This is a genomic window from Gordonia sp. DT101, assembly GCF_049844895.1.
GTDB lineage: Bacteria > Actinomycetota > Actinomycetes > Mycobacteriales > Mycobacteriaceae > Gordonia.
Map to the genome: position 1 here is coordinate 908045 of NZ_JBNCLX010000001.1, position 23355 is coordinate 931399.

The 23355-nt window shown below is 66.0% G+C and carries 18 protein-coding genes and 1 pseudogene; 9 read left to right on the forward strand and 10 right to left on the reverse strand.

Features of this window, described 5'->3' with window-relative positions; all coding sequences use genetic code 11:
• Positions 1-65 precede the first annotated feature (65 nt).
• Positions 66-728 carry a DedA family protein gene (locus ACLQ3I_RS04445; RefSeq protein WP_425793477.1) on the forward strand — a complete coding sequence of 221 codons (663 nt, stop codon included), beginning with the start codon at positions 66-68 and terminating at the stop codon, positions 726-728.
• Between the two features lie 142 nt (positions 729-870).
• On the opposite strand, the gene ACLQ3I_RS04450 is transcribed toward ACLQ3I_RS04445, so the two are convergent.
• The 4 genes from ACLQ3I_RS04450 to ACLQ3I_RS04465 all read right to left on the reverse strand — a co-directional run bounded on the left by ACLQ3I_RS04450 (position 871) and on the right by ACLQ3I_RS04465 (position 7887).
• Positions 871-1626 carry an ABC transporter permease gene (locus ACLQ3I_RS04450; RefSeq protein ID WP_425793102.1) on the reverse strand — a complete coding sequence of 252 codons (756 nt, stop codon included), beginning with the start codon at positions 1624-1626 and terminating at the stop codon, positions 871-873.
• Positions 1627-1700: 74 nt separating this feature from the next.
• The gene (locus ACLQ3I_RS04455) at positions 1701-6041 is read right to left on the reverse strand and encodes an amino acid adenylation domain-containing protein (protein ID WP_425800207.1); all 4341 of its coding nucleotides are present in this window, start codon (positions 6039-6041) and stop codon (positions 1701-1703) included.
• A 5-nt stretch (positions 6042-6046) separates the two neighbouring features.
• Positions 6047-6766, reverse strand: a complete 720-nt coding sequence (locus tag ACLQ3I_RS04460) for a HemK2/MTQ2 family protein methyltransferase (RefSeq protein WP_425793104.1) — start codon at positions 6764-6766, stop codon at positions 6047-6049.
• A gap of 107 nt (positions 6767-6873) precedes the next feature.
• Positions 6874-7887, reverse strand: coding sequence for an iron-containing redox enzyme family protein (locus tag ACLQ3I_RS04465; RefSeq protein ID WP_425800208.1), 1014 nt, complete (start codon positions 7885-7887; stop codon positions 6874-6876).
• A gap of 69 nt (positions 7888-7956) precedes the next feature.
• Here ACLQ3I_RS04465 and ACLQ3I_RS04470 point away from each other — a divergent pair, with 69 nt between their 5' ends.
• The 4 genes from ACLQ3I_RS04470 (at position 7957) to ACLQ3I_RS04485 (ending at position 9889) form a co-directional block, all read left to right on the forward strand.
• On the forward strand, positions 7957-8223 hold the full coding sequence (locus ACLQ3I_RS04470) for a CDGSH iron-sulfur domain-containing protein (protein ID WP_425800209.1): 267 nt from the start codon (positions 7957-7959) through the stop codon (positions 8221-8223).
• 250 nt (positions 8224-8473) lie between these two features.
• The gene (locus ACLQ3I_RS04475; RefSeq protein WP_425800728.1) at positions 8474-8977 is read left to right on the forward strand and encodes an alpha/beta hydrolase-fold protein; all 504 of its coding nucleotides are present in this window, start codon (positions 8474-8476) and stop codon (positions 8975-8977) included.
• Positions 8877-9350 carry an alpha/beta hydrolase-fold protein gene (locus ACLQ3I_RS04480; RefSeq protein ID WP_425800210.1) on the forward strand — a complete coding sequence of 158 codons (474 nt, stop codon included), beginning with the start codon at positions 8877-8879 and terminating at the stop codon, positions 9348-9350. Before ACLQ3I_RS04475 ends, ACLQ3I_RS04480 begins: the two co-directional genes overlap by 101 nt.
• A gap of 62 nt (positions 9351-9412) precedes the next feature.
• Positions 9413-9889 (forward strand): DUF2231 domain-containing protein, encoded by a 477-nt coding sequence (locus ACLQ3I_RS04485; protein ID WP_425793108.1) that lies wholly within the window; start codon positions 9413-9415, stop codon positions 9887-9889.
• A 375-nt stretch (positions 9890-10264) separates the two neighbouring features.
• Here the strand turns inward: ACLQ3I_RS04485 and ACLQ3I_RS04490 are convergent, their stop codons facing one another.
• A complete protein-coding gene (locus tag ACLQ3I_RS04490) occupies positions 10265-11002 on the reverse strand; it encodes a phosphatase PAP2 family protein (protein ID WP_425793109.1) in 738 nt (245 codons plus the stop codon).
• A 281-nt stretch (positions 11003-11283) separates the two neighbouring features.
• Here ACLQ3I_RS04490 and ACLQ3I_RS04495 point away from each other — a divergent pair.
• From ACLQ3I_RS04495 to ACLQ3I_RS04505, 3 genes and pseudogenes are all read left to right on the forward strand, one after another.
• Positions 11284-11472, forward strand: a pseudogene (locus ACLQ3I_RS04495) (DUF1707 domain-containing protein); the annotation flags it as partial.
• Positions 11473-11541: 69 nt separating this feature from the next.
• Positions 11542-11700 (forward strand): hypothetical protein, encoded by a 159-nt coding sequence (locus tag ACLQ3I_RS04500; RefSeq protein ID WP_425793488.1) that lies wholly within the window; start codon positions 11542-11544, stop codon positions 11698-11700.
• Between the two features lie 116 nt (positions 11701-11816).
• A complete protein-coding gene (locus ACLQ3I_RS04505) occupies positions 11817-13208 on the forward strand; it encodes a sensor histidine kinase (protein ID WP_425800730.1) in 1392 nt (463 codons plus the stop codon).
• On the opposite strand, the gene ACLQ3I_RS04510 is transcribed toward ACLQ3I_RS04505, so the two are convergent.
• Entirely contained in the window at positions 13205-13885 is a 681-nt protein-coding gene (locus ACLQ3I_RS04510) for a response regulator transcription factor (protein ID WP_425793110.1), read from the reverse strand. The two genes, ACLQ3I_RS04505 and ACLQ3I_RS04510, sit on opposite strands and share 4 nt — an antisense overlap.
• 101 nt (positions 13886-13986) lie before the next feature.
• The gene (locus ACLQ3I_RS04515) at positions 13987-14877 is read right to left on the reverse strand and encodes a cutinase family protein (RefSeq protein ID WP_425800211.1); all 891 of its coding nucleotides are present in this window, start codon (positions 14875-14877) and stop codon (positions 13987-13989) included.
• 151 nt (positions 14878-15028) lie between these two features.
• Between ACLQ3I_RS04515 and ACLQ3I_RS04520 the strand changes: the two genes are divergently transcribed.
• The gene (locus ACLQ3I_RS04520) at positions 15029-15463 is read left to right on the forward strand and encodes an SRPBCC family protein (RefSeq protein ID WP_425800212.1); all 435 of its coding nucleotides are present in this window, start codon (positions 15029-15031) and stop codon (positions 15461-15463) included.
• Between the two features lie 21 nt (positions 15464-15484).
• Here ACLQ3I_RS04520 and ACLQ3I_RS04525 read toward each other — a convergent pair whose 3' ends face one another.
• From ACLQ3I_RS04525 to gltB, 3 genes are all read right to left on the reverse strand, one after another.
• Positions 15485-16708, reverse strand: coding sequence for a TetR/AcrR family transcriptional regulator (locus ACLQ3I_RS04525; protein ID WP_425793113.1), 1224 nt, complete (start codon positions 16706-16708; stop codon positions 15485-15487).
• Positions 16709-16899: 191 nt separating this feature from the next.
• Positions 16900-18354 carry a glutamate synthase subunit beta gene (locus ACLQ3I_RS04530; RefSeq protein WP_425800213.1) on the reverse strand — a complete coding sequence of 485 codons (1455 nt, stop codon included), beginning with the start codon at positions 18352-18354 and terminating at the stop codon, positions 16900-16902.
• Positions 18347-22969 carry a glutamate synthase large subunit gene (gltB, locus tag ACLQ3I_RS04535; protein ID WP_425800214.1) on the reverse strand — a complete coding sequence of 1541 codons (4623 nt, stop codon included), beginning with the start codon at positions 22967-22969 and terminating at the stop codon, positions 18347-18349. Before gltB ends, ACLQ3I_RS04530 begins: the two co-directional genes overlap by 8 nt.
• Positions 22970-23355: the final 386 nt, after the last annotated feature.

Genomic DNA, 23355 nt, shown 5'->3' on the forward strand with positions numbered 1-23355 from the left:
CCCGCACTAGCGTCGGCACCATGATCACGAGTTTCGTTGCCGTGGCGACGACACACGCGAGTGCGATGCCGGGCATCCTCGACCCCGTCACCGTTCTCGGGTATTTCGGCACCTGGGCCCTGGCCGGCCTGCTCCTGGTGATCGCCATCGAATCGGGTGTGCTTTTCCCTGTGCTCCCAGGTGATTCCTTGCTCTTTGTCGCAGGAATGGTCATCGCATCGGGCGGGAAGGAAGGCGTCCCCGCGTTCGCCTCGCTGTGGCAGGTTCTCGTACTCGCCCCGGTCGCCGCCATCCTGGGCGCCGAGGTCGGTTATCTCATCGGCCGCACTGTCGGTACCCGATGGTTCGGACCCGACCGGCGAATTCTCAAGCAGCGCTATGTCGACGAGGCCCATGATTTCTTCGACAGGCGCGGGGCAAGCACTGTGCTGGTGGCCCGATTCGTCCCGATCGTACGCACGCTCACGCCGATCGTTGCGGGTGCGGCGGGAATGAAGCACCGAACCTTCCTGATCTACAACGTCATCGGCGCCATCGCATGGACGTGCAGTGTCACCTTGCTGGGGTACTGGCTGGGACAGTTCACCGTGATCCAGAAGCTGATCGAGCCGATCTTCGTCCTGATTGTCGTGATCTCGGTGGCACCGATGGCCTGGCAGGCCATCTCGCGCCGACGGCGCCGCGCAGAGACCGAATCCCCGATCGGCCCGACCGCCGATATCAGCTGAGCACCCGGCCTCGACGTGCGCCGGTCAACCGAATCGGTCCGGGCGCGATGGATCGTGCATGCGGCGGGCACAGTTGTCTAGAGCAGGTCGTTGTCTAGAGCAGGTCGTCGTCTAGAGCAGGTCGTCGTCTAGAGCAGGTCGTCTAGAGCAGGTCCCTGGCGACCATCTCCGTGGTGACCACCATGGCGACGGCACTGACTGCGAGCAACGAGATCAGGACGAACAACTGCATGATCGCGGCAGCGGTCGTGGAGGCACCGCCGAGCACCATCCCGACGAAAGCACCCGGGATCGTCACAAGTCCTACCGAACGCGTCTGGTCGATGCCGGGGATCAACGCGGTCGCCGCGGCCGGCCGACAGATCTCCAGGCAGGCGTCACGGGGCAGCAGTCCGAGGGACAGCGCGGCATCGATCTCCCCACGACGGGTCCGGATCTCGTCGTGCGCCCGACGGCCCGCCAGTGATGTGGTGTTCATCGCTCCGCCGAACATGATTCCTGCGGTGGGGATCACCGCAAGCCCGGTGGCCGGCAGGACCCCGACAGCCACCATCGCGGTGACGATGACGATCGTGCTCAGCGCAACTGGGAGCAGGCAACGCGCAGCATTGCGCAGGGTGCCACGGCTCTCGGAAACCCGCCCTGCAGATGTCCAGGCCGCCACGCAGCCCATGATGACAATGAAAAGAGATGAGGCCCAGAAGGTTTGCACAACGAGGCCCAGAATCGCCGCGAGCCCCGCCAATTGCACGACCGCGCGGATCGTCGCGACGGCGGCGGCACGCGCCTGGCCGGTCTGCCCGACGTAGTTCACCGCGACCGCGAACACGGCGAGAACTGCGACCACGACTGCGAGGGTTGGGCCGATCCGGACGACGGCGTCACCGACAGTGTGCACGCCCTCATCATTCCAGTGCCCACGCCCGCGCAACACTGCTCGGTGAAGATCGACTCGCTATGCGACGCGGCGGATCAACACATGTCGGTCGCGGTCTCGTCGGCGGCGATGGCCCGGTGCAGGACTGCGAGGAGTTGATCGGCGATCTCGATGGCGGTCGTGTCGTCGTAGAGTGCGGTCGCATAGAGGATCTCGACGGCGACGTCTGGGCCGCGGCCAGGCAGAACCGATACGTGGAGATCGCATTTCGCGACATCCGGCGGCAGTGGCGTCACCTCGACACCGAATCCGGCGATCCCATCCGAACTGCCGGGCAGCTGAGCGTCATGGCCCGAGTTACCCGGAGCCGCGTCATCGAGGGTCAGATCGTCCACCGTCAGCATCGCCTGGAACAGGGGGTGCGCGTTCGCGGCCTGCCCACCGAGATCCGCCGCAACTTCGACGAACGGTGTCCGGGCATGGTCGTATGCGTGGAGTTCAGCTTCTCGAACAGCCGCAATTGTTTCCGAGACGGTCTCTGCGACTGGGCAGACGACGGTCACCGTGTTGACGAACATACCCACGACTCCGTTCCATCGGTGGTCATCGCGGCCGGATACGAGCGCACCGATGTGCACCGAATCCTGACCACCTCGCGCCGCGAGGCAGACCGCGAGGGCGGCGCGAACAACGGTCAGCCACGGCAGACGACGATGCCGTGCGTAATCGAGTACGCGTGGCCAGAGCGATTCGGGAATGGTTCGCTTGAATCGGCGGGCGTCCGGGTTCCAGACCGCGGGGCGCGCTCGATCCGATCCCGAGACGAGAAGTCGTCCCGGTTGGACCGTGGACCGCCAGAAGTTCAGTTCCGACTCGCGGACCCTGGCTTGTTCGCGACATGCGATCGGTACATAGTCGAGATAGTCCTGCTCCGCTGGGCACACGTCTCCGCCGAGCCCCGTGGCCAGCGCCCGTAATGAACCACCGTCCACCGCGATGTGGTGGAAGGCGACGGCTATGTGCGTGCACGCATCATCGTGACCGACGCCGATACGAAACGGATACTCGGACGCGAGATCCATTGGACGGTGGAGAAACTCGCGCGCCCATTGGAACCCGGAATCGGTGACGTCGACCTGGGCGACGGACCACCGGTCGTCCCGCACAGTCGCGTCCACGAACATCCGGTCTCCCGAGAAGGTGGATCGCAACATCTGGTGACGATCGACAGCGTCGCGCGCCATCGCACGAACGGCATCGGCGGCGATCACACCCGGGACGGTCAGCACGAACGGAATCAGGCCGACGGACGACCGGTCGGGTAGCCGAACATTGCGCTGGGCCGGGGAAAGCGGAACCGGACTCCCCGCTGTCGCCGTCCACGGTGCACGGAGTTCGTCATCGGGACGCGGCGTGAGCCGCGTTGCGAGCTCGCGGGGGGTCGGACCGTCGAAAACGTCACGCACCGTGACCCGATACTGCGGAGCGAGATCGGCGACGAGCTCCGTGGCACTGAGCGAATTCCCGCCGAGCTCGAAGAAGTCGTCGTCGACACCGATCTCATCGGCGACATCGAGTCGCCGCTGGTACGCGGCAACCACCTCACTCTCCGGTACGGATCGGGGGGCGGCGAATCGAGCGCTCGACACGAACAGCGGCTCCGGCAACTGTGCCCGATCGATCTTGTTGTTGGCGGTGAGCGGGATGCCTGCGACCGGGGTGATGCTCGCGGGCAGCAGATGGGCAGGCAGCTCCGACGACAACTCGGTCCGCAGTTGCACCAGTAGATCTCGGGTCGGTTGCCGCATGACCACATAAGAGTGCAGTTCGGTCAGATCGCGGCGCTGACGCGACACCGTGGTGCACGCTGCGACACGCCCGGTACGGAGCAGGGCGGCATCGACTTCGGCCGGCTCCACACGGAATCCGCGGATCTTCACCTGGTCATCGGTCCGCCCGACGTACTCCATCCGTCCGGTTGCGCGGACGATCACCCGGTCACCGGTGCGATACATCCGGCTGCCCGGTTCGCCCCAGGGATGTGCGACGAAACGCGAAGCAGTCGTGCCGAGCTGGTGTAGATATCCCAGGGCGAGGTTGGACCCCGCGATGTACAGCTCGCCCTCCCCGATGTGCGGTACCGGGCGCAGATGGCTGTCCAGAACCATTAGCTGGACACCACTCATCGGACGGCCGAGTTCTATTCTGCGCCTGGCACCGACCTGCTCGATCGGGTCGGTCAGGGCCACACTGCAGGTCGTCTCGGTGGGACCGTAGGCGCACCGGACGATGTGATCGGCAGCCCAGAGTCCGATCAAGGGCGCGGGGCACACATCACCTCCGACGACGAGGTGGGTGAGGGTGTGGACTTCATCGATCGAGAGCGTGGCCAGTGCGGCGGGCGTGATCAGCAGGTGGGTGACCCGATGGTGGTTGAGGAAGTCCGCGAGCTCCGTGCCGCCGCGGATTTTGTCCGGAACCACCACGAGGGACGCGCCGACCAGCGCAGCGGCGAGTATCTCCACCACAGCGGTGTCGAATCCCGGTGCGGCAACATGCGCGACCACGCAGGTCTCGTCGAGGTCATACGAGCGGACGATCTCTGCCGCGAGATCGCCGATCCCGCGATGCGAGACCACCACTGCCCTGGGCTGCCCGGTGGAACCGGATGTGTGGATGACATAGGCCGGGGTGTCGGCCGCGACCGCCGTCCGGTCGTCCGACACGCGCCTGCCCGATGGTGTCAGCAGCGGTACCGCGTCGACCAGTTCAACGCCGCGAAGCCCGGGCGGGGAACCGGCGTGGAAGGCGATCGCCGGCTGGACGGTGTCGATCATCGCCTGTTGCCGGCGAACCGGATGAGCGGGGTCGATCGGGACAAAACAACCGCCCGCGTATGCCACACCCCAGAACACTGCGACTTCCGCGACACCCCGCGACAGCACAGAGGCAACCATGTCTCCTGGGTGCACACCGTGGCGACGGCAGACGTCGGCGATTCTGCGCGCAGCCGCGTCGATGTCGGGGTAGGAGTATCCGACATCCGCGTCGACCACCGCCGGCGAAGTGGCATCGGCACGGCTGGCGACGCAGTCCCCGATGGTGGCGAGCCCGGCCCGCTGACGCGGCTCATCCGGCCCGACCGGCCACAGTTGCAGGTCACCAACCACCACGCCGGGCGCCGACTCCGACACCGCATGGACGCAGGACAACACCCCCTCGGCGATCGCCGCCGCATCGGCGTTCTCGTACCGTCGCGGGTTCGCCTCGACGTCGAGGCGCCACACGCCGGGAGTGGTCGGGTACAGGTCGATGTTGACATCGGCTACCGGACCGGTGGTGAGGATACGATGGCGCGACGTGACGGTGTCGCCGAGTCGCAGGGATTGGGCAACGGGCGCGATGTTGATCACCGGTGCATCGTGCAATGGCGAGGACGTCCCCGGGTCGCGGTCGCGTCTCATCTCTTCGACACGAAACTGCTGATGTCGCAACATCTCTGAAAGCGCACCCGAAACCTCACCGATCCAATCGGCGACGCGAGTGGCCGTGTTCACCCGCACCGCAACCGGAAGCAGATTCGACATGCATCCGGCCGCCGCTCGCAGCCGCGCCGTCGTGCGCCCCGAACTGGCGATGAGAACAGGGATATCGGCACGATCACGCACCAACGATAGGTAAAGGCAAATACCCGCAATCCAGATGGCCGCGTCGGCCGTATCGTGAGACCGCGCATATCTCTCGATGCCGGCCGCCGTCGACGTCTCGATGTCGATGCCGGCGAGGACCGGTGGGACAACCGGGCTCGCCGGTGACCCGTTCAGCCATAACGGTTCCGGCCGCCTGGACAGTTCCTCGAACCAGTACCGTCCATCCCGCCCGTGACGCGACGACGCGCGATACTTCTGCTCGTACTCCAAGATCACTTCTGGCGGCTGAGGGATGGAACCATCTGAGCCCGTGCCGATCCCGACCTCTCGTCGGTACAACTCGGCAGTCCGGGCCAGCAGCGCTGCCGCACCGTACCCGTCGATCACCAGATGGTGGGCACGAAGATAGAAGAACCACCGTCCATCTGCCTCGATCACCATCGACTCGGTGAGCGGCCCGGCGAGCGGAAGCGGCGCCGCTGCGGCTTCCTCCATCTGGCGGACCGCGTCCACCACAGAACTCGCCGAGAAGCGCGGAACGGCGCCGGGCGATTCCTCATCGATGGCGAGTCTGGGCTCCCCCTCCACCCCGACGATGACCCGACACGAGGCCATGCCGAGTTCAGCCGCGGCCCGCGAACCTGCCGAACACAGCGTGTCGACGTCGACATCGCCGGCGAATTCGATGTACTGCGCCACTGCGAGGGGGACATCACCCAGAGCCTGCTGCGCGTACCACAGGGCCGACTGGGCCCGATTCAGCGGAATGGTCCTGGATGCAGGCATGGGTCTCACCGTCGACGTGCTCGAATCACCACAAGCAACTCCCACCGTTGCCCAGGTGAGATCAGTCCCCGATCCTCCAGCCACTCTGCACGCTCATGCATCACTGGTCCGAAAGGTATTGTCCGCGTGTGTGACACCGATACCTGAAAGCCCAGAGAAGACAGTGCGGCCATGGTCCGATCTGCACTGCAGATCGTCGACTGGACCAGCAGCAGGGTCCCACCGGGGCGAACGAGGATGGGCGCGCGTTCGATGATCGAGTCGATCACGTCTCGCCCGAGTTCACCACCGTTGCAGGCATACCCGAGTGCGGATCGAGCCGCGTCGGAAGGAGTCGGTACGTAGGGCGGGTTCGCGAACACGACGTCGGCCGTGAGCGAACCGTCCAGGTCGTGCACGTCGGCACAACGGACGTCCAGGGCGACACCGTTCGCCCGAGAGTTCGACCGCATCGCCTCAATCGCCGCCGGGTTCTGATCGACCGCGATGACCGTGGACGCCCAGCGGCTCGCATAGAGACTCGCGAGACCTGCGCCCGCACAGAGTTCGATGGCCGACGTCGATCCGGTAGGACGTACCCGGAACTCCTCGGCGAGAGCAAGACACAGCAGCGCGGAGTCGACGGACGGCCGGTACACCTCGGGATGCTCGGCCATCTGGGGCACCGGACCGGGCAGTGCACCGAGGATTCCGTGGGTCCGCAGGTCCAGGGTCACCTCACCCATGTGCCCCACACCCACGAGATGCGGCGCGCACACTGGTGTCGAGTCTCATCAATGACTGTGGACATCTCACCGACGTTAATGCCCAGACACTTAAACCGAGCTGAAAATCATGATGTAACGCCCTCGAGTGGCCGCAGCAGGGACGTCTCGGAAGACTCCCAGCAGTGCCAGACATGTTCTGCAGCCAGTGCATCGAAAGCCGCACAGGCCCGGGCACCCCGGATCAATGATGCCCCGGCAGTGGGGTCTTCGGCGGCGAGTCGACCGGCCACCTCACGGACGACGAGCTGTTCGTGAACCGAATCCGCCTCCACGTGTTCGTCGAAGAAGAGTCGCGCATCGGCGCCGAATCCGAGCCTGGCAAGCCCTCGACTGTATTTCCTGCTCGGCAGCGCCGAGGTCATCTCGACTGCGCAGAGATGACCGATCAGCTCATACCTCAGAGAGCGATGCACGCCGAACAGCGACAACGCATTCACCCCAGCCAGTGTCGACGCCGGAATCACGTCGATATAGTGCGCGTAGGCGCTGCTCAGCCCTAGTGCACGCATCATTCGTGCGTAGAGGGTCGCGTGCATCCTCTCGATGAACCCACCGCCGTACTCGTCCATCTGGACTTCGACCAGGCCTGCCTTGGCTGCACCGTGCAAACGCGGTATCGCCATCGTGTGCACGTCGGCCTCGCGGAGCTGATGGAACGATCGGTGAACGATCAGCTCGCGAAAATGATCGCATTCGGCCGTTCGTGCCATGAACGACGCCAGCGGCGGACCGTCGTCGGCATTTCCGACCGCCCACAGAGCTTCTTCCAGGTCGTCCGGCCGTTCCACCATTCCGACCAGGTCGTCGACGGCCTCGAGAAAACGGCCCTCGAGAACCGCGCGCGTTGCCAGAAGATCTGCATTCCACTCCCAGTCGTCGGACACTCCCACGATTCCCCGCAGGTGCAGCTCGTAGAGCATCGCCATCGTGATCGCGATGTCCTCGTCGAGCAGAAAGTCCTTGCCCGTAGGCAGATCCGCAGCGGCACGGTCGCGCAGACGGTCGAGTCCCACGGCATCGCCGGTGAGCGCCGACACGACGGCGCAGCTCAATGGCCCACGAGGCGCTGGAAGCGGCATTCGTGGCTGACCTGCACTGGTAGCGTCGACGCCACTGCTCTCGATCGGGTGTGCGGAAGGTGAGGACAAATGGACTCCGGCCTCCACGATGACTGCCTCCAAGACGACGACGGCCGGGACAGGCGTGGCGCATCGACGACGATCGTGGCCTGCGACGGCGGGCCCCTGCTTGTGCGAGGACCGATTGATCTCTTCCATTCCGACGGTAGCCCAATCCCGGTCCGACGTTCGACCGTTGCACTGTGTCGGTGTGGACGCAGTTCCATCACGCCGATGTGCGACGGATCGCACAAGCTCGGCCGTGAGACCACTCGACCGGGCAGATCAGCTCGCTGAGTTCGCCCCGAACTCGGGCCGACCATGGGAACATCGCGGCATGCAGCGCACGTCGTACGCACTTCTTCTCGTGAGGGTCAGCGTGCTGGTCCTCACGCTGGCGGCCGCCGGGATAACGGTCACCGGACCACCTGTCGCAGCGGCGGACACGTTGGACGGCATCCCCTTCGCACATGCGAGCGCTGCCCTGCCATACCGTGAGACCCGGATCTCGCCGAGAAACCTCGTCGCATCGGTGTGGTCACGATCCATGGACACACAAGTGCCCGTGCTGGTGCAGTCGCCGGCCAACCGGAACCCGGGGGCACCGGTCATGTACCTCCTGAACGGCTCGAGCGGAGGTGAACACGGGGACGACTGGACACACGCCACGGACGCCAACGCCTTCTACGGTGCCAAGAACGTGTGGACCGTGACACCGATCGGTGGTGCGGCCAGCTACTACGCCGACTGGCAAAGAGTGGATCCCGCTGCAAACTTCCGGTTCGAGGTCAAGACCACCAGACCGCTCCGGTGGGAGACATTTGTGACGTCGGAGCTTCCGGCGGCGTTCGAGCGCGCCCATGGGCGACCGGGTCCAGGTCGTTCGCGAGGTATCGCGGGCATCTCGATGTCGGGAACGTCTGTTGCGGATCGCCGAAAACCATCCGGGTATGTACCGTGCGGTCGGCGCGTACTCGGGGTGCGCCGAGACTGCCTCTGTACAAGGGCAACTCATGGTCCGTATCGTCACCGGGCTCCCCGACGGCGCTGATGCCAGCAACATGTATGGCCCACCGGGCGACCCCGAGTGGGCGGCACAGGACCCGATCATCAACGCGCACAAGCTCGCACGGCGTACGCCGGCGCTGTGGATCAGCGCGGCAACCGGACTGCCCGGTGATCACGACAACCTCGCCGACCGCAGAATCGCCGGGAACGGCGGCCGACTCGCCCAGCAGGTGGTCGTCGGAGGACTCGACGAGGTGGCGGCCCGCTACTGCACCGACGCCCTCGCCCGGCGGTTGGGCCAGCTGCACATACCGGCGACGGTGAGGTTCCCCGCCACCGGCACACATTCGTGGGGCTATTGGCAGGACCAGATGCACGCGTCGTGGCCAATGTTCGCCCGGGCGCTGGGAGCCTGACCACCGCCCACGCCCGCACGATTTTCAGCGTCCTTTCAACCGTGCCGATTTACAGTGATGGCGTGAACACGGTGAATGGACTACCTGCGCACCCGTTGCTCGTCCACGCTGTGGTTGTGCTCGTGCCACTGGCGTCGTTGATGGCGGTTCTCGCCGTGCTCTGGCCCGCCGCACGCCGGCGATTGGGATTCCTTGTCCCCCTCGTCGCGCTGGCCGTCTTGATAGCGGTGCCGCTCACCACCTCCGCAGGCGAAGCGCTCGAGGCGCGGGTACCGCACACCGACGCCGTGGAGCGCCACACCCAATTGGGCGAGCAGATGATCTACTGGGCTGGTCCACTGTTCGCGTTGACGTTTCTCTGGTGGGCTGTGCACGACGCACGCGTGAGAACGTACGCAGCCAACCGTTTCCATCTGTCCCGGCGGGCCTACCGGACCATCGATTGGGTGCTCGGCGCCGCGACACTGGTCGTGGCAATAGGATCGGTGGTCACGGTCTACCGAATCGGCGACAGCGGCTCCCGGGCCGTATGGATGTGACACCGCCTGAGAAGCGAACGGTGACAGGACAACGTGCCACGCAGCGCCGAACCGCACGAACACCCGACGAACTCCTGCCACGGTCGAGCCAGGCGAACGTCAGAGAATTCGGTCACGACCCGTCGAACACATGCTCGTTGTGAACGCCGCGATGGTCGAGACCAGGGTGTCGGGCAGCGAGCCACTCCGCGCCTTCGAGAATGGCGGCACGTTCGTCAAGGCGGACAGCGGATAGCGGGCTTCCGTCGCCGGAGTAGGCGACACCGAGCTCCAGAGGGATGAGTGGGGCCGCTGCGACCAAAACGGTCGCGATCACGGCAACGGTGACCCGTCGCCGTCCGGGCGAGCGGCGGGACCTGTCCGATGCCGTGTCGGTCATTGTCGGATGTCGGTCATTGTGGGATGTCGGTCATTGTCGGATGTCGGTCTTTGTGGGATGACCTGGACGATGTAGCGTCGCAGGTTATCTGGAGAGTGTCTGCTCAGGGTGCGCAACAACGCCTCAGCCCAGATCGGCACGGCAAGGGCCACGGCGAGGCCCGCGCAGACACCGGCCACGACGTCGGTCACCCAATGGACACCGAGGTAGATGCGGGTACATGCGGCCACCAGGGTGATCAGACCGGCGGCCGACAGCGCCGCGATCCTGGTGAGACGGGTCGACTGCGTGGTGGCGATCAACGCCAGGGCGAACACGAAGGCCGTTGTCCCGGTGACGTGTCCGGATGGGAACGAGTACGTCGTCTCGAGTGTGCCCAATTGGTCGGCGATCGGCGGCCGGTGGCGATGTACGACGATCTTGATGATCTCACCGATCAGACCGGCTGCGGCAACTGATGCAACCAGCGGAAATGCGCGTCGAACGGCGTGGTCCCGGATGACGAAGAACGCTGCGGCGCATGCCGTCCAGACGGTGACGGCAAGCGGGCTGAACACCAGGGTCAACTCTCCGACAACCGAGGTGACCGCGGGACTACGCCACGCGACCGTCGCGTTCATGACGAGATCGTCGAGTCCGAGCGGCATCCCGTCCAGCATCATCCCGATGCCGAAAACGCAGACCGCCGCCATGAGAAGAAGACCCGCGATCGTCCTCAGCTGGGTGGAGCGCATCTGCCCACGATGCACCCGACATGCTTAGGAGACGCTGAGCCGGGCCGGCCGCCGGGCCATGAGACCCCCACCGGCAACTCGTCGATCTCTGCGATCAATCAGCGGCACTACCAGACCACCGGACTGTGCGCCACCTACGGCTGGGGTGCTCACTCAGAGTCTCCTAAGCCTCGTGGTCGCACAATCGGCCTGGTGCATCTCATGTTGCACCGTTCGTTCACCTCGCCCCGGTATCAAAACGGACCACATCTGCGAGCCGTCGTCGAAGGATCTATCTGCACGTGCCCGACGCCACCACGCAGCGATACACAGACCCACGGCCTATCCGTCCGCGTGCGTCCCCGACGGACCGAGAAGCGGCAGCACGCGCTCTGCGGGCGGCGCTGGCAGACGGAATGCTGTCGGTACCTGAGTTCGAGCAGCGTTGTGAAGCCGCCTATACGGCTGTCTACCAAGACGAACTGTCCACCATCACCATCGACGGCGCTCGCACGGCGACATGCAGGGATGCCAGGTCGCTCAGGACCCGAGCGCGCCAAGTGACCCGACCGCTCGCTGCGTTCACGATGTCCCTGCTGATGGCAGCAAGTCGGTATCCGCGCACCACGGCTGTGAACGTGGCCGTCGCCTTCCTGTTCATCGCCGCCGTCTCCGCCCTGACGGCAGGGCTGATCCTCATCCAGGCCGACCACGGGTGACGTATCCGGCAACGTGGCGTCTGGACGGAACAACATTCGCTGCATGGGTCCGAACTGCTCATCGGCGTCCCGGCTGAACGCGTTCCCGCTACAGTCGTCGCGTGCGAACCCGACTCATGAACGTCTACCAACGCCTGGTGCGCTGGTTGCGTCCTGTTCGCACACGATTGACATTGCTCGCCACCGGGTTGGTCACGCTCGCACTCGGCATTGCCGCAGTTCTGATGGTCGTGGCCCTTCATCACGTGCTGTTGAGATCCGCAGATGCCGGAACCTCCGCCCGCGCACAGGAGATCTCCCGCGAATTGTCCTCCGAAGGCCTGCACGGGGTGGACCCCGGTCTCCTCGCGACGGCCCAGAACATCGCGGTCATCCAGATCATCGACCGACACGGGAACATCCTCCTCGTCAACGACCCCAAATACGGTTGCCCGATGTCTCCCCCCGTCGCGCCCGGTCAGGAGCTGACCATCCACGGCGCCGTCGCGATGTGCGGTTCCGAGGCGGAATACCAGACAACAGCCCGTGGAGTCATGACTCCGGACGGGCCACTGAGCGTTCTGGTCGGCGCCGCCGAAGCACCGATCAACTCGACCGTGCTGACCGTCGGCATCCTCTGCTCCATCGTGTTCCCGCTCATCGTCATCGTCATGGCCCTCCTCACCCACTACTTCGTGGGTCGGACGCTGGGGCCCGTCGATGACATCCGACGCCGCGTCGAGGCCATCTCTGGGGGCGACATGGCCGAGCGCGTACCCGTACCCACGACTGGTGACGAGATCGCCACGCTGGCAACCACGATGAACGAAATGCTCGGTCGGATCGAGATCGCCCGCACCCAACAGCTCCGGTTCGTCAACAACGCCTCCCACGAGTTGAACAGCCCGCTCACCACGCTGGTCGGCCTACTCGACCTGTCCCGCACCAAGAACACACCGATCGACCCGGACACCGTCGACTCCGTGATGTTGCCCGACGCACTCAGATTGCAACGGATGGTCGCCGATCTCCTTCTACTGGCTCGCGCCGATGAAGGCGGCGTGCCATTGCGGGTCGGCGATGTGGACCTGGACGAGGTCGTCAGCGCCGAGGTCGCGCGCCTCGAAGCCGTCACCGGACACACGATCGATGCTCAGATCGTCGCGGTCCGCGTGCGCGGCGACGGCGAGAAACTCGGGCGGGCGCTGCGAAACATCGCCGACAACGCGTCCCGCCACACCCGCGACACCCTCACCTTCGCGATGGCGCGCGATGAGTCGGCCAAGTCCGTCACGATCACCGTGTCCGACAATGGGATCGGCATACCGGATGACGAAAAGAATAGGGTCACCGAGCGATTCGTCCGCCTGGACACGACGCGGACCCGCAGCAGTGGCGGCTCCGGACTCGGCTTGTCGATCGTGACCGAGATCGTGCGGGCCCACCACGGTCACGTCATCGTCACAGACTCTCCGACGGGCGGGGCGACCGTCGGATTCACGCTCCCGACCACCGCATGGGACGTCTAGCAACCGCCGTCGGCCGCCAGTCGGTAACCGACTCCGCGAACTGTTTCGATTGCGCGACAAGAGAATGGGGTGTCTATGCGCCTGCGCAGGTAACTCACATAGACCTCGACGACGTTCTCGTCGCCGTGATAATTGATGTCCCAGACGGAATCGAGAATCTCCGCTTTGGTGACGACCTGCCCCTTGTGCCGCATCAAGAACTCGAGCACACCGAACTCACGCGGAGTGAGCGTCAGTGCGACATCCCCTCGGTGCGCCACATGACCCGCCGGATCCAGGGTGAGCGAACCCGCGGTGAGGATCGCCGGCCGCTCGGGCGCGCCCCGACGCGCGAGCGCTCGCAGTCGCGCAATCATCACAACAAACGAGAACGGCTTCGTGAGGTAGTCGTCAGCGCCGAAGTCGAATGCGTCGGCCTGGTCGTACTCGCCGTCCTTCGCCGTCAGCATCAGGACCGGGGTCCACACCCCGGACTGACGCAGACGACGCACGACCTCGTATCCGTTGAGCCCCGGCATCATGATGTCGAGGACGACCACATCGAACTTCTCACTGACGGCCTTCTCGAGACCCGCAACGCCGTCATTCACCACATCGACGACCCAGCCCTCGGCAACCATCATCCGTCTGACGGTTTCCGCAACATTGTGGTCATCGTCCACCACGAGAACGCGCACTCATCCACTCTCGCCGGTCAGTATGTGTTTGTGCAACGTGGTGGCTGCCAAATCCCACGATTCAGCGCTCTCACGCCATGCCGGACGTGAACCGGGCAGCCCTACGCCAGGCGGGCCAGGAAGTCGTGGGCCCACTGCACCGCGGTCACGCCCGGGCGTACCTGGAACGCCGCATAGTTGCCGTGCGCACCCGACTTGAGGAAGGCGTTGAATATCGTGATCTGCTCGCGCGCACGAGCATTGCTCAGTTCCTCGACGATCTTTCCCGGTCCGCCGAGGGTGAGGAGCTCGGCGACGATGGCTCCGGCCTCCGCCTGGTACTGGCCGATCTGACTCGGCGTCGGGTCGCTGGTCTCCGCCAGATATCCCACGATCCTCGTGATGAAGTAGTCGCGAGGAACGTTGCAGTACAGGTCGAGTGGCTCACAGATCGTGAAGGCCCGCGGCTTGACCCACCCCATGCCATCGAGTCGCGGTCCGCCGCTGCCCTCGCCGGTCAGCGGCGGTCCGATCAGATTGTCCCGCCGCGATCTGCGGGGATCGGAGATCAACACCACGCCCGCCACCTGACCCGGCCGGATCGCGGCCCGGCCGGTCCCGATTTCCGATGCCACGTCGCCGGCGGCATCGGCGCCCTGGCTGTATCCCGTCAGGGCGATCCGGGTCCCCGGGCAACGGCGCAGCATGGCCGCGGCCAGTCCGGTCGTGTTGGCCACCGCCTGCGCCTTGGACTTTCCGTAGATCGCCTTCTCCCACGGGAATGCGGTGGCGTCGTAGCCGACGAACTGCACCCGGGTCTCCGGCCCGAGCCCCGAGGTCACGGCGCCGAGGATGCCGGGGCTCTGGCCGTTGGCCCAGGTACCGGGAACCGCGAGGACGTAGATCGCGGGACATCCGGCCGGTGCCGCCACCGACGGTGACCCGACACCCACCGTGATCCCCACGGCCGTGATCACGGCGGCCGTGGAGGCGATCATCCCGCGCAGCCGCATCGTGGACCACTCCCCTCGCGCCCGGCTCGTCTCACGAGTGTAGTGCGTGGACGCCCATCCGGAATCTCTTCGGCGACGAATCATTGACGGGTTCGCGTCGCGACGGTGGCGGGGCGGGCTCGCCGATGGTCCCCGATGCAGAGGAGTTCCCGTGGTCGATGTGACCCGCACGTTCACCGTCGCCCGTCCGCTCGACGAGGTCGTCGCCTATCTCCGCGATTTCGCCAACGCCGTCGACTGGGACCCGGGCACCCAGAGCTGCGAGCAGATCGGTACCGACCCGATCGGACTGGGTACCAAGTGGCACAACGTCACCCAGTTGTACGGGATCACCACCGACCTCACCTACGAACTGACCACTGACGACGCCGACCACCTCACGTTCACCGGCACCAACAAGACCGCGACCTCCGTGGACGACATGACATTCGGTACGAGCGACGGTACGTCGACCATCGTGACCTACCACGCTCATGTCGAGTTCAACGGCCTTGCCCGGCTTGCCGATCCGATCGGCCAGGTCGCCTTCGGCCGGCTCGCCGACACCGTCGAGCGCCAGATGACCTCGGCTCTCCTCCAGATCTGACGCGCACTCCCGTGCCGCCGATCAGCGCGTGGGCCGGATGATCGGCGCCTCGAGGACGGCCCGCGCCAGGTGGCGTGCGGCCTCCGGCAGATCGGGACTTCGCAATGTGGGGATACGCACCACGCCGTTGATCACTGCGAGGGCGAGGTCCACCAGCGCCTGTGCCTCGTCCGGGGTCAGCTCCGGCCGGCACTCCATCTCGAGTCGCCGCCACTCGCCCACATAGTCGAGGTAGGTCCGCTCGAGCGCCGCGCGTTCGGTGTCGTCGAGGATGCCCGAGTGGGAAAGGCAGACGGTGACGAGATCCCAGTGATCATAGGCGAAGCGCGCGTAGTGGTCGGTCAGATCGTCGAGCGCCTGTCGCGGCTCGGACGTGCTGCGCAGGACCTGCCCCAGGATGAGCCACAACGATTCGAACGCGCGGCTGACCCCGGACGCCACGATCTCGCGCTTGCTCGCGAAATGGTTGTACACACTCGGGCCGGCGATCCCCACCGCATCGCCGATGTCGTCGAGGCTAACGGTCTGGTACCCACCGACGGCGAACATGGTGATCGCCTTACCCAGCAACGCTTCCCGGCGCGATACCGGCCGCAGACCGGCCACGGCATCGGACGCGGACAGGGCATCCGCCGGGGACATCGAGGCACCACCCGATTCGTGGCCGACCCCCTGGCGGCCGGCGACCACGATCGCGTCGACCGCCGATGCCAGGGTTCGTCGTTGATCGACGGCCGGCACCGCGAGCGGCCGATGACCCGGCCAGTCCAGTGCCGCGAAGACCGCCCACGCCGTGGTGCGCGCCGGCACGCAGCCGGCCTCGGCACCCATTTCGATCATCGCGGCGACACGGCGTCCGACGCCCCGCAGTCGTTCGTAGAGCACGTCGTACTCCGCCGGGGACAGGTTCCCGCTGTCGCGGGACCAGAGCACATCGAAGGCCCGCGCGTCGAGGGCGGCCTGCGCGATCCGGTCGGTCGCGGTCTCCCAGTCGTCCACGCCCTCGACGGCCAACTCATAACGGACCAGCGCGGCATCCAGCACCGCGACCAGCAGGTCGTGCTTGCTTCGGTAATGCCGATAGAGGGCGCTCGGCACGATACCGAGGTTGCCGGCGATGTCGCTCATCCCGACCCCGTGGTATCCGTGGTCGCGGAACATGTCTGCGGCCGTCTGCAGGATCCGCTGCTTACGGTCCTTGGGACGGGATCGCCTCGCAGGGTGATCCACCTCTGTAGTCGTCATGGTCTTCCCGTCGGGTCAGGGCGTCGAGATGCCACCGGTACGGGAGCACCCCTCCACTCTGCTACATATCCGGCCCCGTGCACCACAAAATCATGGATGACCTGGTATTGCTTCGTACCCGAAACAAACGGATCGGTTCGGTGACCCAGTAGTCCGACGACTCGCATCGGTGACCCGGAAGTCCGGGTGACTCAGCGCTGGGCAACCTGCGTCGGGACGATCGGCGCGGGCAGATCGGTACGGCCGGCCAGGAACGCGTCGGCGGCCGCGGCGGCCGAGCGGCCCTCGGCGATCGCCCACACGATCAGCGACTGCCCACGGCCGGCGTCGCCCGCCACGAACACGCCCGGCACACCGACAGCGGCGAAGTCGTCGTCGCGCTTGATGTTGCCGCGCTGGTCGTACTCGACCCCGAGCTTGTCGAGGAAGTCCGCACGCTCGGGGCCGACGAAGCCCATGGCCAGCAGGACGAGGTCGCACTCGAGCTCGAACTCGCTGCCCTCGACCTTCTCGAACCGCCCGTCATGCATGGCGACCTCGTGCGCCTTCAGCGCGGTGACCTTGCCGTCCGCGCCGGTGAACTCCTCGGTGTTGACCGCGAAGACACGCTCGCCGCCCTCTTCATGCGCCGACGACACGCGGTACATGAGGGGGTAGGTCGGCCACGGAGTCGACTCGGCACGCTCGATCGGCGGCTTGGGCATGATCTCGAACTGGTGTACCACCTCGGCGCCCTGGCGCAACGCGGTGCCGAGGCAGTCCGCACCGGTGTCGCCGCCGCCGATGATGACGACCTTCTTGCCCTTGGCGGTGATCTGTCCTTCCACCGTGTCGCCGAGCTGGATCCGGTTGGACTGCGGCAGGAACTCCATCGCCTGGTGGACACCGTCGAGCTCACGGCCCGGGATCGGCAGGTCACGGCCGATGGTGGAACCATTCGCCAGCACCACCGCGTCGAAGTCCGCGCGCAGCTGCTCCACGGTGATGTCGACGCCGACGTTCACGCCGGTCCGGAAGACGGTTCCCTCGGCCTCCATCTGGGCCAGACGGCGGTCGATATGCCGCTTCTCCATCTTGAATTCCGGGATGCCGTAGCGCAGCAGTCCACCGATCCGGTCGGCACGCTCGAACAGCGTGACGTCGTGTCCGGCACGGGTGAGCTGCTGTGCGGCAGCGAGACCCGCGGGACCGGAACCGACCACGGCGGCCGAGCGCCCGGTCTTCTCGGTGGGCAGCACCGGAGTCACCCAGCCGCTCTCGAAGGCGTTGTCGATCAACTCGACCTCGACCTGTTTGATCGTCACGGCCGGCTGGTTGATGCCGAGCACGCACGACGCCTCACACGGTGCCGGGCACAGCCGACCGGTGAACTCCGGGAAGTTGTTGGTCGCGTGCAGCCGCTCGATACCCTCACGCCACTGGTCCTTGTAGACCAGGTCGTTCCACTCCGGGATCAGGTTGCCGAGCGGGCAACCGTTGTGGCAGAACGGGATACCACAATCCATGCAGCGACTGGCCTGAGTCTTCAACTCCGACTTGTCGAAGTCGGTGTAGACCTCTTTCCAGTCCAGCAGCCGCAGTTCGACCGGACGACGGTCGGGCAGCTCCCGTTCGGTGTGCTTGAGAAAACCCCTGGGGTCAGCCACGTGCGGCCTCCATGATCGCTTCGTTCACATCTCGTCCATCGCGCTCGGCGGCGTCGATCGCCTGCAACACGCGCTTGTAGTCGCGCGGCATCACCTTGGCGAACTTGCCTTGCGTCGTCTCCCAGTCGTCGAGGATCGCCGCGGCGACCGGGGAATCCGTCTCGGCGCGATGCTCGTCGACGAGGCCCGCCAGGAACTCGACGTCCTCGGCCTCGAGCTCCTCGATCTCGACGAGTTCGGTGTTCAGGTTGTCCCCGAGCTTGTCGAACGGGTCGTACACATAGGCGACACCGCCCGACATGCCGGCCGCGAAGTTGCGCCCGGTGTCGCCGAGCACCACCACCCGACCGCCGGTCATGTACTCGCAACCGTGGTCGCCCACGCCCTCGACGACGGCGGTCGCGCCCGAGTTGCGCACGCAGAACCGCTCGCCCACGACACCCCGGAGGAAGATCTTCCCCCTGGTGGCGCCGAACCCGATGACGTTGCCCGCGATGATGTTGTCCTCCGCGACGAATCCCTCCGGCGCGTTACGCGCCGGACGCACCACGAGGCGTCCGCCGGACAGCCCCTTGCCGACGAAGTCGTTCGCATCGCCCTCCAGCCGGAGCGTGATGCCCTTGGGCACGAACGCGCCGAAGCTGTTACCCGCCGAGCCGGTGAAGTCGATCATGATCGTGCCGTCCGGAAGCCCGTGTGCGCCATAGGCCTTGGTCACCTCGTGGCCGAGCATCGTGCCGACGGTGCGGTTGACGTTGGTGATCTTGGAGCCGAAGGAGACGCGGGTGCCGTGATCGATGGCCTCCCGGCTCTGTGCGATCAGCTGCTGGTCGAGCGCCTTCTCCAGCGAGTGGTCCTGCGTGCCGGAGCAATACAGGTCCTGGTTCATGAACGGCGACTCCGGCATGGCCAGCACCGACGACAGATCGAGCTTGCCTGCCTTCGCCGAACCCCAGTGCGCCAGCGCCTTTGCCGTGTCGAGGGTCTCGACGTGCCCGACGGCTTCCTGCAGGGTTCGGAAGCCGAGGCGGGCGAGCAACTCACGCACCTCTTCGGCGATGTACATGAAGAAGTTCTCGACGAACTCCGGCTTGCCGGTGAACCGTTCCCGCAGCAGCGGGTTCTGGGTGGCCACACCGACCGGGCAGGTGTCGAGGTGACACACGCGCATCATGATGCAGCCCGAGACCACCAGCGGGGCGGTCGCGAAGCCGAACTCCTCGGCGCCGAGCAGCGCCGCGACGACGACGTCGCGTCCGGTCTTCAGCTGCCCGTCGACCTGGACCACGATGCGGTCGCGAAGGCCGTTGAGCAGCAACGTCTGCTGGGTCTCGGCGAGACCGATCTCCCATGGTGCGCCCGCATGCTTCATCGACGTCAGCGGCGTCGCGCCGGTTCCGCCGTCGTGGCCCGAGATGAGCACCACGTCGGCGTGGGCCTTGGAGACGCCCGCGGCAACCGTGCCCACCCCGACCTCGGAGACCAGTTTCACGTGAATCCGAGCCTGCGGGTTCGCGTTCTTCAGGTCATGGATCAGCTGAGCGAGATCCTCGATCGAATAGATGTCGTGGTGCGGCGGCGGCGAGATCAGGCCGACGCCCGGCGTCGAACCGCGCACCTCGGCCACCCATGGGTAGACCTTGTGCGGCGGGAGCTGACCGCCCTCGCCGGGCTTCGCACCCTGCGCCATCTTGATCTGGATGTCGGTGCAGTTGGTCAGGTAGTGCGAGGTGACGCCGAAGCGGCCGGATGCGACCTGCTTGATCGCGCTGCGCCGCCAGTCGCCGTTCTCGTCGTGGTGGAACCGGCGGGTGTCCTCGCCGCCCTCACCCGAGTTCGACCGGCCGCCGAGCCGGTTCATCGCGATGGCAAGGGTCTCGTGGGCCTCGGCCGAGATCGAGCCGAAACTCATGGCGCCGGTGGAGAACCGCTTGACGATCTCGCTCGCCGGTTCGACCTTGTCGATCGGGATCGGGTCGCGGTCACCGAAGTTGAAGTCGAACAGGCCGCGCAGGGACGCCATCTTCGCCGATTGGTCGTCGACGAGCTTGGTGTACTCCTTGAAGACCTTGTACTGCCCGGTCCGGGTGGAGTGCTGCAGTTTGAACACCGTGTCCGGGTTGAACAGGTGGTATTCACCCTCGCGACGCCACTGGTACTCACCGCCGACCTCGAGCTCGCGATGCGCTCGCTCGGTCGGCCGTTCGGTGAACGCCACTGCATGCCGGGTGGCGACGTCGGTGGCGATCTCGTCGAGGCCGATGCCGCCGAGCTGGCTGTTGAGTCCGGTGAAGAACTCGTCGACGGTGTCCTGCGACAGACCGATGACCTGGAACAGCTGTGCACCGGTGTACGAGGCGAGGGTGGAGATACCCATCTTGCTCATCACCTTGAGCACACCCTTGCCGGCGGCCTTGATGTAGTTCTTACGCGCGGTCGGGAAGTCGATGTCGCCGAGAGCGCCACGCTCGACCATGTCCTCGATCGACTCGAAGGCCATGTACGGGTTGACCGCAGCGGCACCGAAGCCGATCAGCGCGGCCGCGTGGTGAACCTCGCGGCAGTCACCGGACTCGACGATGAGCCCGACGCGGGTGCGCTTGCGCTCACGCACCAGGTGGTGGTGCACGGCCGCGGTCAGCAGCAGCGACGGTATCGGCGCGAGTTTCTCGTCCGACTCCCGGTCGCTGAGCACGATGATCGAGACGCCGTCGGCGATGGCGGCGCTCACCTTGGTGCGCACCTCGTCGAGTGCGCGACGCAGTCCGTCGCCGCCCTCGGCCACGGGATACAGGCCGTGGATGTGAGCACTGCTGAAGTCCGGCAGATCGTCGTTGTCGTCGATGCGGACGAGCTTGGCGAGCGTGTCGTTGTCGAGCACCGGCTGCGGCAGCATGATCTGCCGGCACGACTCGGGGCCGGGATGGAGCAGGTCGGCCTCGCGACCGATGGTGCCGCCGATGCTGGTGACCACCTCTTCGCGGATCGCATCCAGCGGCGGGTTGGTCACCTGGGCGAACATCTGCTGGAAATAGTCGAACAGCATGCGGGGGCGGGCCGACAGCACCGCGATCGGGGTGTCGGTGCCCATCGAGCCGATCGCCTCGGCGCCGGTCTTGGCCATCGGCGCGACCAACAGGTTGAGCTCTTCGTTGGTGTAGCCGAACACCTGCTGGCGCAGCGCGACCCGGTCATGGGCCATGTGCACGTGCGGCAACGCGTCGACGTCGTCGATGTGGACCAGGCCCGCGTCGAGCCACTCCTGGTACGGGTGCTCGGCGGCGAGTTCGTCCTTGATCTCCTCGTCGTCGACGATGCGACCGGCGGCGGTGTCCACGAGGAACATCCGGCCCGGCTGCAGGCGCATCTTCTGCACCACGTCCGCGTGGTCGATGTCGAGCACGCCGACCTCCGAGGCCATCACCACGAGGCCGTCCTTGGTGACCCAGACGCGGCTCGGGCGCAGCCCGTTCCGGTCGAGCACGGCGCCCACGACGGTGCCGTCGGTGAAGCACACCGATGCCGGTCCGTCCCATGGCTCCATCAGTGCCGAGTGGTACTCGTAGAACGCCTTGTGCTCCGGCTTCATCGACTCGTGGCGCTCCCACGCCTCGGGGATCATCATCAGCACCGCGTGCGGCAGGCTGCGACCGCCGAGATGGAGCAGTTCGAGCACCTCGTCGAAACGTGCGGTGTCCGACGCCCCGGGCGTGCAGGTCGGGAAGATCTTGTCGGCCACCTCGCTGTCACCGAACGCACTGGCGTCGATCAGCGCCTCACGCGCCCGCATCCAGTTCTCGTTGCCGGTGACGGTGTTGATCTCGCCGTTGTGCGCGACGCGCCGGAACGGGTGGGCCAGCGGCCACGACGGGAACGTGTTGGTCGAGAAACGCGAATGCACCAGCCCGAGAGCACTCTCCATGCGGGAGTCCTGCAGATCGAGATAGAACTCACGCAGCTGCGGGGTGGTCAGCATGCCCTTGTAGACAAAGGTCTGACCGGACAGGCTCGGGAAGTACACGGTCTCGCGGCCCGGGCCGTCCGCGCCGGCACCCTTGGTGCCGAGCTCGGCCTGCACACGCTTGCGGACGACGAACGCCTTCCGCTCGAGTTCCATGGCCTCGGCACCGCTCGCCTTGCGCCCGCCCGCCTCGCTCCCGGCGAGCGCGATGAAGACCTGACGGAACGTCGGCATCGCGTCGCGTGCCAGCGCGCCGAGCGAGTTCTCGTTGGTCGGCACCTCGCGCCAGCCGAGCAGTGTCAGGCCCTCGGCCTCGATGATCTTCTCGACGCCCTCGCAGGCCACCCGCGCGTCCTCGGAGCCCTGCGGCAGGAACGCGATACCGGTGGCGTAGGACCCTTCGGCCGGCAACTCGAAGTCCACGCTCTCGCGCAGGAACCGGTCCGGCACCTGGATCATGATCCCGGCACCGTCGCCGGTGTTCGGCTCGGCGCCCGCGGCTCCGCGATGCTCCAGGTTCACGAGTGCGGTGATCGCCTTGTCGACAATGTCGCGGCTACGTCGTCCGTGCATGTCGACCACGAATGCGACACCACAGGAGTCGTGCTCGTTGGCCGGGTCATACAGCCCCACAGGGCCCGGAGCATGCTTCATAAGTTCGCCTCACTCTGTGCGCGACACTGCGCACGCAATCACCGTTATGTGTCCGTGGGACACCGTTGACGTGTCCGTGGACACCGACCACCGGCTTGTCGCGAATCCCCCCGAATCCTTGGGCTGACCTGGGAGTCTTCTCCAGCCATGTAGCGGTGTCCGTGTCAGCGTCGTTGCTGACGGCGCACCCGGGATCGAGCTGCTCTACCCGGCACCACCCTGCTCTGCGAAAGCATTGTGAGTCATTTTCTCACGCCGGGTACCTGGTATCGAAATCCGGATAGCACAACTGTGATGTTTCCGCAGCGTACCCGCCATCTGGGGCTCCTTCTGGCCCCCGTCACCCGCCCAAAATCGACCGCCCCTGCCGACTGCGCCGGATCCAC

Bases quoted from the DNA above. Each gene is read 5' to 3' on its own strand.
- ACLQ3I_RS04445 (WP_425793477.1), top strand. From the start codon at position 66: ATGCCGGGCATCCTCGACCCCGTCACCGTTCTCGGGTATTTCGGCACC.
- ACLQ3I_RS04455 (WP_425800207.1), bottom strand. From the start codon at position 6,041: ATGCCTGCATCCAGGACCATTCCGCTGAATCGGGCCCAGTCGGCCCTG.
- ACLQ3I_RS04460 (WP_425793104.1), bottom strand. From the start codon at position 6,766: ATGGGTGAGGTGACCCTGGACCTGCGGACCCACGGAATCCTCGGTGCA.
- ACLQ3I_RS04465 (WP_425800208.1), bottom strand. From the start codon at position 7,887: ATGCCGCTTCCAGCGCCTCGTGGGCCATTGAGCTGCGCCGTCGTGTCG.
- ACLQ3I_RS04470 (WP_425800209.1), top strand. From the start codon at position 7,957: ATGGACTCCGGCCTCCACGATGACTGCCTCCAAGACGACGACGGCCGG.
- ACLQ3I_RS04475 (WP_425800728.1), top strand. From the start codon at position 8,474: ATGGACACACAAGTGCCCGTGCTGGTGCAGTCGCCGGCCAACCGGAAC.
- ACLQ3I_RS04480 (WP_425800210.1), top strand. From the start codon at position 8,877: ATGTACCGTGCGGTCGGCGCGTACTCGGGGTGCGCCGAGACTGCCTCT.
- ACLQ3I_RS04490 (WP_425793109.1), bottom strand. From the start codon at position 11,002: ATGCGCTCCACCCAGCTGAGGACGATCGCGGGTCTTCTTCTCATGGCG.
- ACLQ3I_RS04505 (WP_425800730.1), top strand. From the start codon at position 11,817: ATGAACGTCTACCAACGCCTGGTGCGCTGGTTGCGTCCTGTTCGCACA.
- ACLQ3I_RS04515 (WP_425800211.1), bottom strand. From the start codon at position 14,877: ATGCGGCTGCGCGGGATGATCGCCTCCACGGCCGCCGTGATCACGGCC.
- ACLQ3I_RS04525 (WP_425793113.1), bottom strand. From the start codon at position 16,708: ATGACGACTACAGAGGTGGATCACCCTGCGAGGCGATCCCGTCCCAAG.
- gltB (WP_425800214.1), bottom strand. From the start codon at position 22,969: ATGAAGCATGCTCCGGGCCCTGTGGGGCTGTATGACCCGGCCAACGAG.